11 protein-coding genes are annotated in these 10,413 nt (G+C 77.0%); 5 read left to right on the forward strand and 6 right to left on the reverse strand.

Features of this window, described 5'->3' with window-relative positions:
- Positions 1–95: 95 nt before the first annotated feature.
- The 3 genes from PSD17_RS19785 to PSD17_RS19795 form a co-directional block, all read right to left on the reverse strand.
- Positions 96–941 (reverse strand): universal stress protein, encoded by an 846-nt coding sequence (locus PSD17_RS19785; RefSeq protein WP_339124069.1) that lies wholly within the window; start codon positions 939–941, stop codon positions 96–98.
- Complete coding sequence (locus PSD17_RS19790; protein ID WP_339124070.1) at positions 938–1,852, reverse strand: universal stress protein; 915 nt, start codon at positions 1,850–1,852, stop codon at positions 938–940. Before PSD17_RS19790 ends, PSD17_RS19785 begins: the two co-directional genes overlap by 4 nt.
- Before the next feature lie 62 nt (positions 1,853–1,914).
- Entirely contained in the window at positions 1,915–3,558 is a 1,644-nt protein-coding gene (locus PSD17_RS19795; RefSeq protein ID WP_013672919.1) for a sensor histidine kinase, read from the reverse strand.
- Between the two features lie 170 nt (positions 3,559–3,728).
- Between PSD17_RS19795 and PSD17_RS19800 the strand changes: the two genes are divergently transcribed.
- The 3 genes from PSD17_RS19800 to PSD17_RS19810 all read left to right on the forward strand — a co-directional run bounded on the left by PSD17_RS19800 (position 3,729) and on the right by PSD17_RS19810 (position 6,811).
- A complete protein-coding gene (locus tag PSD17_RS19800) occupies positions 3,729–4,730 on the forward strand; it encodes an Acg family FMN-binding oxidoreductase (RefSeq protein ID WP_339124071.1) in 1,002 nt (333 codons plus the stop codon).
- 122 nt (positions 4,731–4,852) lie between these two features.
- Complete coding sequence (locus PSD17_RS19805) at positions 4,853–5,776, forward strand: universal stress protein (RefSeq protein ID WP_339124072.1); 924 nt, start codon at positions 4,853–4,855, stop codon at positions 5,774–5,776.
- A 57-nt stretch (positions 5,777–5,833) separates the two neighbouring features.
- A complete protein-coding gene (locus PSD17_RS19810; protein WP_013672916.1) occupies positions 5,834–6,811 on the forward strand; it encodes an Acg family FMN-binding oxidoreductase in 978 nt (325 codons plus the stop codon).
- An 8-nt stretch (positions 6,812–6,819) separates the two neighbouring features.
- Here PSD17_RS19810 and PSD17_RS19815 read toward each other — a convergent pair whose 3' ends face one another.
- Complete coding sequence (locus tag PSD17_RS19815; protein WP_339124073.1) at positions 6,820–7,413, reverse strand: Rv1733c family protein; 594 nt, start codon at positions 7,411–7,413, stop codon at positions 6,820–6,822.
- A gap of 279 nt (positions 7,414–7,692) precedes the next feature.
- On the opposite strand from PSD17_RS19815, the gene PSD17_RS19820 reads away from it, so the two are divergent.
- Positions 7,693–8,238 (forward strand): flavodoxin family protein, encoded by a 546-nt coding sequence (locus PSD17_RS19820; RefSeq protein ID WP_339124074.1) that lies wholly within the window; start codon positions 7,693–7,695, stop codon positions 8,236–8,238.
- 219 nt (positions 8,239–8,457) lie between these two features.
- Positions 8,458–9,309, forward strand: coding sequence for a universal stress protein (locus PSD17_RS19825; RefSeq protein ID WP_339124075.1), 852 nt, complete (start codon positions 8,458–8,460; stop codon positions 9,307–9,309).
- 112 nt (positions 9,310–9,421) lie between these two features.
- On the opposite strand, the gene PSD17_RS19830 is transcribed toward PSD17_RS19825, so the two are convergent.
- Both PSD17_RS19830 and PSD17_RS19835 read right to left on the reverse strand, forming a co-directional pair.
- Positions 9,422–10,036, reverse strand: coding sequence for a CBS domain-containing protein (locus tag PSD17_RS19830; RefSeq protein WP_234027896.1), 615 nt, complete (start codon positions 10,034–10,036; stop codon positions 9,422–9,424).
- 169 nt (positions 10,037–10,205) lie between these two features.
- On the reverse strand, positions 10,206–10,413 hold a 208-nt coding region (locus PSD17_RS19835), incomplete at its 5' end, for a universal stress protein (RefSeq protein ID WP_339124076.1).

The following is a 10,413-nucleotide window of genomic DNA, read 5'->3' on the forward strand; positions in this document are numbered from 1 at the left end:
CTTCTCCCGCCGCACCGAGGCCGCCGTCTACGCCGAACGACGCCGCGCCGGCCAGTAGCCGCCGGGTCGCCCGACGACGCGGCGCACGGGCACGGTCAGGCGCGTCCGTCCCGGCTGCGCACGACGACCGTCGGGCAGCGGGCGTGGCGCAGCAGCGCGCGGTGGACGTGCCCGCGTGGCGACCACGGACGGCGCCGCACCCGGGTTCCGAGCACCACGAGCTGGGCGGTCGCCGACAACCGGGTCAGGACGTCGACCGGGTCGCCCTCGACGACGCGCGGAACGACGTCCACCGAGGGACGGCGCCGGGTCTCGTCGGCCAGCAGGCCGTCGAGGGCGGCCCGGTCGTCGGGCCGGGCCGTCCGGACCACCCGCACGACGTGCAGCGCGGCGGCGCGCCGCTCGGCCTCGTCGAACGCGAAACGCACCGCCTGCGCCGCGCCGGCCAGGTGCCCGACACCGACGACGACCGGATCACCGTCGGCGCGCAACGCCTCCCACCACCCGCGCTCGTGCACCACGACGACGGGACACGGCCCGGTCTCCGCGAGCGTGCGGCCCACGGAACCCAGCAGCGCCCCGGTGACGGGCCCCCGGCCGCGGGAACCGAGCACGACGAGCTCGGCGTCGCGGCCTGCCGCGGACAGCACCGCCGCCGCCGGGCCGCGGCCGGCGGCCCGGGTGACCGGAACGGTCGGCGCCACCGAACGCACGAGGGCGGCGGCCGCCGCCAGCTGCTCGGCGGCGCACCCGTCGAACAGCCTGTCCGCCGACGGCGCACGACGGCGCGCGGGCCACCGCGCCACCGCGACGAGCCGCAGCGGCAGCCCGCGCAGGGCCGCGTCCGCCGCGGCCCAGCGGACGGCGTCCGACGCGGCGGCCGACCCGTCGACGCCCACGACGACGCAGGGCCGTGTGGACGTCCCGTTCGAATGCGTCACGGCTGCTCCAGGAGGGCGGCCGCGTCCACGGTGCGGCTGCGCACCACGGCCACCGGGCACGGCGCGTGCTGCAGCATCGCCTGGCTGACCGAGCCCAGCAGCAGCCCCCTGGCCGCGCCGTAGCCCCGGGACCCGACGACGACGAGGTCCGCGCCCGCGGCCGCCGACAGCAGTGCGCGGGCCGCGCCGTCACGGACGACGACCTCGCGCACCTCGACACCCGGGTACTTGCCGGTCCAGGGCGCCAGCGCGTCGGTCAGGACCCGGCGTTCCTCGAGCGCGACGGACTCCCAGTCGACGTACGGGACCAGGTACGGGTCGACGACCGTCTCGATCCAGGAGTGGACGGCGACGAGCGGCACCCCGCGGCGGGCGGCCTCGTCGAACGCGAACGCGATCGCCGCCTCGGCCTCGGCCTCCTCTCCCACACCCACGACCACCGGTCCGTCGGGGCGCACGGGCCGGGCGGCGTCCCCGCGAACGACGACGACGGGGCAATGGGCATGCGCCGCAACGGTCACACCGACCGACCCGAGCAGGAGCCCGGTGAAGCCGCCACTGCCCCGGTTGCCGACGACGAGCAGCGCGGCCGCGGCGGACTCCTCGACGAGCGCCCGGGCCGGCACGCCGCCACGGACCTCGCGCTGCACCTCGACGCCCGGCACCGTCGCGGTCGCGGCGTCGGCGGCGGCGTCGACCATCGCGCGCGCCGTCTCGAGGAGGACGCCCCGCTCGTACTCCTCGCCGAGTGCGGGCAGGCCGATCGGAGACCAGGTCGCCCAGCCGACCGCGGAGACCAGGCGCAACGGCAGCCCACGCCGGCACGCCTCCACCGCGGCCCACCGGGTGGCGGCGAGTGCGTGCGCGGACCCGTCGATCCCGACGACCACCGATCCGATGTGGATGTCCATCGTCCCTCCCGCTCCGTCCCCGCTCACGACGATGGCCGTCCGCGGCGGGGCGCGGCAGCGGCTCAGTGACCCGCCGGCGCAGGTCCTTCGGCCCGTCCCGCAGCGGCCGAGGTCCCGCCCTCCTCGACGGGGGCCGGACCCGCGGGGACGTCGCTGTGCTCGCCGCCGGGATCCCCGTCGAGATCGTCGTCGAGCGGTACCCGCCAGACGATGCGCGTCCCACCGCCGAGCCTGCGCTCCACCGATGCCGTTCCGCCCAGGTCGCGTGCCCGGGCGACGATGTCGGCCAGTCCGTCGCCCGCCGCGCCCGGACGGATGCCCATGCCGTCGTCCACGACGCGGACCACGAGGTCCGCGCCGGCCCGGACGGTCAACGTGACCAGGCGGGCGCCCGAGTGCCGGACGGCGTTGGCGACGGCCTCCCGCGCGACGGCCAGGACGTGCGGGACCAGGTCAGGCCCCACCACGGTGTCGACGGGCCCGTCGGTGTGCAGGGCGACCCGGATCCCCGAACCCGCACCGGCCCTGGCGACGAGGTCCAGCAGCGCACGGCTCAGGCCGGGGTCGCCGTCGTCGGGCTGCGGGTCGAACACGGACGCGCGGATGTCGCGGACCGTCCGGTCGAGCTGGTCGACGGCGCGCCGGACCCGGCCGGCGACGTCGTCGTCGGTGGTCCGCCGCAACGCGCTCTGCAGCTGCAGCCCCGTCGCGAACAGCCGCTGGATGACGCGATCGTGCACCTCGCGCGCGATCCGCTCACGGTCCGCGAGGACGTCGAGACGGCGCTGGGCACGGGCCTTCTCGGCGATGTCGAGCGCGAGCACGGCCTGCTCGGCGAACGACGTCAGCAGCGGCACCTCGGCCGGCACGAACGCGTCGGCACCGGCCGGGCGGACGGCGAGCAGGACCCCTTCGACCCGCTCGCCCGCCAGCATGGGCACCGCGAGCCACGGCCCGGCGGGATCGCCCGCGCCCGCAGGCGGCCGGGCGCCCAGCACCGGTCCGCGGCTCTCGGTCACCTCGTCGAGCACACCCGGCATCACGGACGGGGCGTCCGGCGGCGCGCCGGCGGACGCGACCGCGCGGTAGCGGCCGTCGTCGTCGGGCCCGAGCAGCACGACGGCCGACGTGGACGCGGTCAGCTCGACGGTGCGGGTCGCGACGAGCGTGAGCACCTCGGCGGTCGTCGCGCCACCGAGGACCTCACCGCGGACGTCGCCGAGCGCCTCGAGCCAGCGCTCGCGCGTCCGCGCGCGTTCGAGGAGGACGGCGTTGTGCACCGCGACGCCCGCGGCCGCGGCCAATGCCTGGACGAGGCGTTCGTCGGCGGCGGTGAAGGCGTCCTGCGCGGTCAGCCAGAGGTTGCCGAAGACCACGTCCCCGGCCCGGATCGGGACGCCGAGGAACGTCCGCGCCGCGGGCGGTGCGACAGGGGTGGCTCCAGGATTACGGTCCCAGATCCGGTCGCGGTCGCCGGACCCGACCTCGACGACGCGCACGACCCGGCCGTCGGCCCCGAGGACACCGAGCGCGCCGTACCGGGCGTCCACCAGCGCGGTCGCGGCCTCGACGACCCGGTGCAGCGTCGCCTCGAGCTCCGAGCCGGACGCGACGGCCAGCGCGGCCTCGACCAGACGAGCACGGTCCACGTCGAGGCGAGCGCCGTCGGACGTGATCGTGCCCGTGCCGCCGATGTCGTACCTCATCGCCGAACGGTGACACGGCCCGGCGCGCCGCGGCACGGGTCGGAATCCCGGCCGCCCCCGCTGGAAGCCCCCCCTCGGCGGGACCTTCGTCGGGTGTCCGTGCGCGCGACCGCGGTCGCAGGCTGGGCCCGATCGGCGGACGACGCCCGTCCGCCTCGACGACGGTGGGCATGATGATCGAGACCGCGGGAGCGCTCGGGCTGTCCGGGACCCAGGTGCGCGACGCGCTGAGCACGGCAGGCATGGCGCCGTCGCTGCACAACAGCCAGCCGTGGCGGTTCCGGACGACGCCCGACGCGATCGAGCTGCACGCCGACCGCGACCGGCAGCTGCGCGTCGCGGACCCGGACGGTCGCGAACTGCGAATCGCTTGCGGCGCAGCGCTTTTCACCCTTCGGCTGGCGTTGCTCGGCGCCGGGATCCGGCCGCTGGTGAGCATCCTCCCGGACCGGGACCGCCCGGACCTGATCGCCTCCGTGCGGCGCAGCGGCGACCGCCCCGCCGGCCCGCGGATGCTGCAGCTGCTCGACGCCGTGCCGCGCCGGCGCACCAACCGCAACCCGTTCGCCGACGTCGAGGTGTCGACGGTCGCCCGGTACGAGCTGCGCCGCGCGGCCGTCGAGGAGGGCGCGTGGCTCGATCTCGTCACCGACCCCGAGACCCGTTGGGAGCTGAGCGATCTCGCCCGCTGGGCCCACGAGAAGCAGGTCGCGGACCCCGCGTTCGCGGCCGAACTGGAGGCCTGGACCGGCCACACCGCCGACCGACCGGACGGAGTGCCGGCGTGGGCGGGCGGCCCGTTGCCGCCGCCCAACTCGACCTGGGTCCTGCGCGACTTCAGCGGTGGCACCGCGCCGGGCGACCGCGTCTACGAGGACGAACCCCTCATCGCCGTGCTGAGCGTGCACGGAGAGGGTCCGCGCGAGGAGATCCGGGCGGGCGAGGCACTCCAACGCGTCCTGCTGACGGCCACCGTGCACGGGTTGGCGGTGTCGTTCCTGTCGCAGCTGATCGAGGTGCCCGAGGCCCGCGACCGGATGCGCCGGCTGATCAGCGGGTCGCGCCCGCCGCAGGTCGTCCTGCGGATCGGCCACGGCTGGCCGGTGGCCGCGACCCCACGACGACCGGTCGAGGACGTCCTCGGCAGCGACGACGGACCCGACCGGCCCTGACCCGGGGCGGCCCGGCGGGGACGCGGGCCCACCGGTCCACGGGCCCGGGACGTTCGGCCCGCGCGCCGTCCACCATTTTCGACGCACCGTCGAACATGCCCACCAGACGTCGGGAGACGGACATGAACGAGCCACGACCCGGGGCGGCCATGGCGCTCGCGGGCGCCGCCGAGCCGGCCGACCTCGTCGCCCCGGCCGGTGTTTCTCCGGTCGTCGGTGCCCCGGTCGTCGGTGCCCCGGTCGTCGGTGCCCCGGTCGTCGGTGCCCCGGTCGTCGTCGCCGTCGACGACAGCGCGACGGCGTTCGGAGCGGTCGCCTGGGCGGCGGACGAGGCGGCGGCCCGCGGGTGCGGGCTCGTGGTCCTCGGTGCGGTCGACGATCTCGGCGTCGGCGCCGGCCGGCACCCGGGCGGCGTCCTGGAGCACGCGCGCGGCGTCGCCCGGCGGCGGCAGCCCTCGCTCGTCGTCGGGGTCCGCCGCGTCGACGACGAACCCGTCGCCGGCCTGCTGGACGTCGCCGAGGACGCCCGGCTCCTCGTGCTGGGTGCGGCCCGCGGACCGGGCCCGTCGGACCTGGTCGGCCGCACGTCGTGCCCGGTCGTGGTCGTCCTGGCGAGCCCCGACGGCCCGGTGGGCCCCGACGGTCCCGTGATCGCGGGCGTCGACGGCACGACGGCCGACACCGCGGTCCTCGCCGCGGCGTTCGGTGCCGCCGCGGCGCACGACCTGCCGCTCACCGTGGTGCACGCCGGTCACGGTCCGCGCCCACGCGTCCCCGACGACGTCGACGACCAGTTGGCGGCCTGGTCCGTCCCCTACCCGTCCGTGCGTGTCACCGCCGATGCGGTACAGGAGGAGCCCGCGACGGCCCTCGCCCTGAGGTCGTCCGGGGCCGCCCTGGTCGTCGTCGGCGGCGGCCGGCACGGGGGCGTCGGGACGGTCGGACGGGCCCTGCTCACCGCGAGCGCGTGCCCGCTGCTGTTCGCGGCCACCCCGCTCGGCGGCCGGGAGCGCACGGGACCCGGCACCGCCGACGCGGCGTCGTGACGGTGCCGCTGCCCCCATCGCGGCCGCACGGCCGCCCTCGATCGAAGGAGTTCGACCATGCTCGACACCCGTGACGCCGCGACCGTGCGGGCGGCCGTCGGCCTCGCCTGCATGGCACCGTCGGTGCACAACAGCCAGCCGTGGCGCTGGCTCGTCGGGCCGGCGAGCCTGCACCTGCACGCGGACCTCGGCCGGTGGTTGCAGGTCACCGACCCCGACGGCCGCGACCTCGTGATGAGCTGCGGCGCGGCACTGCACCACCTGCGCGTGGCGCTGGTCGCCGCGGGTCGGCACGCCGTCGTGCACCGGCTGCCCAACCCCGCCGACGGCGACCATCTCGCCGCCGTCGAGCTGCGCGCGGACGGACGCCCGGACACCGAGACCGACATCGGCCTGGCCTCGGCGATCCCCGTGCGGCGCAGCGACCGCCGCCGGTTCAGCACGTGGCCGGTGCCGCCCGCGTTCCTGGACGAGCTGGTCGCAGCCGCGGCTGCGAACGGCGCCCGGCTGACACCCGTCGAGCCGGCCGACCACGCTGCCGTGCTGCGGGCGATCCGCGACGCCGGGCTCGCGCAGCAGTCGCTCCCCGGCTACAGCACGGAGCTGGCGATGTGGAGCGGGGGACTCGTCGGGCCCGACGGGGTGCCCGCGGCGAACCTGCCCGCCGATCCCGGCGCCGCCGGTCCGGCCGTACGCCACTTCACTCCCGGCGTGCTGGAGGAGCGGTACCCCGACGTCGACGACGGCGCGCAGCTGCTGATCATCGCGACGTCCTCCGACGACCCCCTGTCGTGGCTGCGCGCCGGGGAGGCGCTCTCCGCCGTCTCGCTGCGCGCGGTCGTGCAGGGTCTCGCCTCGTGCCCGCTCAGCACCCCGATGGAGGTCACCCGCACCCGCCTCGCGCTGCGCGACGACGTCCTCGGCGGCACCTCGGTCCCGCAGCTCGTCCTGCGCGTCGGCTGGCCGCCGTCGGGCGAGCTGCCGCGCACCCCGCGCCGGCCCGTGTCCGACGTCCTCACGACGGTCGAGGACTGACCCGGGCCCTACCGCCGTCCCGAGTCCTCACGGCCGCTCCAGACCGGCTCGACCCGGCGCCAGCCGGCGCCCCATTCCGCCGCCCGCAGCCGGTCGAGCAACCGGCGCTCGCCCAGCACCGCGAACACGATCAGGACGAACCCGGCCAGGAGGGTGAACACGACGCTCGTCGCGGTCATGACCAGGGGGAACTCCGAACCCAGTGGAGGCGCCACGACGTCGCCCCTGTCGTCGGTCCAGACCGTGACGGCACCCCCCGCCTTCGTCAGCGGCGGAACCTGCGCGGACCCGGCGCGCTCGGTTCCGTCGGGGGCGGTCCACCGGACGGCGCCGTACGTCGGTCCGACGCCGCCGTCCCCCGGAACGACCGGCGCGTCGGCAACCGCGACCGCCGGGACCGGCCGACGGTCGCTCTGCTCGGCACGGATCCTGTCGGAGGCGAAGGCGTGCACCCAGCCGCCGACGAGTGCCGTGGCCACCAGGGTCGCGGCGACGAGCCCGCAGAGCACCCACGTCGTCAGCGCCTCCACCCGGTCGCTGCGGCGCCGCGGCAGGCGCCGCGGCCGACGGGCCCGGCGCTCGGGCTGCTCGTCCGTGCGCATGACGTCCTCCCGAGGGCTCTCGGCGACCGCTGAGCCCGGCTCCTCCGGCGGCCGCGGACGGTTCACCGGCGAGCACACCGCATCGGTACGCCCCCGGCCTAGGGCCAACGGTCCGTCACCGGCTCCCGGAGGTCCCGGTTCGTTTCCCGGGGACCCGGGACGCTGGTCCCGCCGGTGGCGGGCCGGGCGGCCGTGGCAGATGTCGCCGTCGCGCAGCATCGTCGGTGTCCCTCGTCCGGCCGGGACCCGCCCGGCCGACGAGCCGAGGAGGCGACAGCCGTGCAGGCGCTCGTGGTCTACGAATCCGTGTTCGGCAACACCCGGCAGGTCGCGGAGGCGGTCGCCCGCGGTCTCACGGGGGCGCTGCCCGCCACCCTCGTCGAGGTCACGGCGGCACCGGCGACGCTGCCGGACGACCTCGACCTCCTGGTCGTCGGGGGCCCTACCCACGCGCTCGGCATGAGCCGACCGACGACCCGCCGCGACGGCGCGGAGCAGGCCGGTCGCGACTACGACGCCGACGCGATCGGCATCCGCGAATGGATCGAGGGCCTCGCACCGGCCCGGGGAACGGCCGTCGCCACGTTCGACACGCGGGTCCGGCGCCCGCGCGTCCCGGGCTCGGCCGCGCACCGGGCCGCGGCGCGGCTCCGGCGTCTCGGGTTCCGGATGCTCGGCTCCCCGACGACGTTCTGGGTCGACGGCGTCCCCGGGCCGCTGCTCGCCGACGAGCTGGACCGCGCCCGGCGGTGGGGCGAGGAGCTCGGCGCCCGGTTCGCCCCCGCCCGCGACCGTACCGACGGCGGGACCGTCACGTCGGGCTGAGCACCCGCCGTCCCGCGTCCCGCACCGACGGCCTGCCGACGCGCGCCGGGACGGGCCCCCCACACCCGCCGCACGCCCGCCGGGCCCGAGTCGACGGGACCGGCCACCCGGGACCTTCGCCTCGGGCGCCGTGCCACCGTCTGGGCGCACCGTCGGTCGCACATCGACGAGCGCCGCGGATCGGTCGACGCCGCCGGGCCCGGCACCCAGGGAGCAGCCATGAGCCAGCAGCACGCATCCGATCGCGGAACCGACGTCGTCGTCGGGGTGGACGGCACGTCGACCGCGCTGCACGCGGTCGCCTGGGCCGCCGAGGAGGCCGCTGCCCACGACGGGTCGCTCACGATCGTCCACGCCGCCCCGTACGCGGTGGACGAACACGGCATCCGCCGGGCGAACGGGATCCTCGGTCGCGCCAAGTCGGTCGCGGAGCACGAGCGTCGGGGACTCCCGGTCCGCACCCGCCTCAGCACCGAGCACGCCCTGCCGGGGTTGATCGACGAGGCCGAGGGCGCCCGCCTCCTCGTCGCCGGCCTGGTCTCCGAGACCGTCGCCGACGCCGTCCTCGGCTCGGTGACGCTGGACGTGCTCGGCCATGCCACGTGCCCGGTCGCGGTGATCCGGCGCAGCGACGCGATCGGGGGTGCCGGTGTCCTGGCCGGGATCGGTTCCCCGGCCGCCGACGCCGGCGCGCTCGCCCTCGCGTTCGCCGAGGCCGACGCGCACGGCGACCCGCTGACGGTCGTCCACGCCGACGGGCACCGGCACGGCCTTCCCCCCACCGAGCTGGTCGATGAGGTCGACCGGTGGGCGAAACGGTTCCCGCAGGTCGGCGTCCAGATCGAGGGGGTGAGGGGATCGGCGGCCGACGTCCTCGCCGCGCGCTCGGCGGGGGCGCGGATGCTGGTGGTCGGGAGCCGGGGGCACCATCGTGTCGCCCGGGTGCTGCTGGGCTCGACCAGCCGGGTGCTCGTCTGGAACAGCGCGTGCCCGGTCGTCGTCGCACCCCACGCGGGCCTGCACGACGCGGGCGTCGCCGCGGACGACCCGGCGGGCCGCGCCGACTCCTGACACGGCCCGCCCGGCGGCGGGTCCGGCACACGTCGTCGCACCGGGCGCGCCCCGAATGCTCGACGCCCGTGGCCCTCGCAAGGGCCACGGGCGTCGTCAGGGTCGGGGCCGCTCAGGTGGCGGCGGCCATCGGCACGTCGCCCGCGATCCTGCAGCGGGTGGTCCCGATCACCGACTCCGCGATCCGGATCGCGAGGCTGCGGTCCGGCACGTCGGCGGGCCGGTCCGAGGTGAGCAGGACGTCCCCGTCGTCCACCTGCACCGTCCAGCGGTCCCCGAACCGCAGCGCGAGCCGGCGGCGGGCGTCCGCTGCGATCTCGGTGTCCGGCCGGGCGAGCGCGTGGACGAGGTCCCGCCAGGTCACGACCCCGACGACGACGTCGTCGTCGACGACCGGGATCGAGCGCAGACCCCCTTCGCGCATCACGACGAGCATGTCGCTCGCGCCGTCGCGCGGGGAGGCCGTGAGCACGTCGCGCCGCATGACGTCCTCGACGAGGCGGCCGATCGTGCGCGTGGGGCGGGCCGGGACCGGCAGCCGGGGATCCGGTGGGAGCCGGTCGGCCAGGACGTCGGCCTCGCCGACGATGCCGGCCAGCCGTCCGGCGGCGTCGACGACGGGCAACGCGGTGAAGCCGTGTTCGTCCAGCAACCGCGCCGCCTCCTTGACGGTGGTGTCGCACGCGACGACCACGGCGGGTGCCGACATCACCTCACGGACACGCATGACTCTCCTCCTCCGAGCACCGGACCCGGCCCGATCCGGGACCCCTGGGTTCGACGTTAGGTCGGCGACGAACGTCGCGGCTGCCGACGAAAGGCCCGAGCCGACGGGCCTCCGGACTCGGTTTCCCCGGGACCGGAGCGGGTCCTAGGACCCGTCGCCCGGGGCCCGCTCAGTCCGCCACGCGGACGTCCTCCGGTGCCGGCGCTGTCGCACCCGCGCGCATCCGCGGCCCGACGACCATCACCGGGCACCGGGCCGTCGTCACGATGCGCCGGCTCACCTGCCCGAGCCCGAGCCCCCCGGAGCGGCCGCCGGCGCCGATCACGACGAGGTGGGCGTTCGCGGAGAGCTCGCGCAGCGCCCGCTCGGGATGGTCG

It is taken from the genome of Pseudonocardia sp. D17, from assembly GCF_036984265.1.
Taxonomy (GTDB): domain Bacteria; phylum Actinomycetota; class Actinomycetes; order Mycobacteriales; family Pseudonocardiaceae; genus Pseudonocardia; species Pseudonocardia benzenivorans.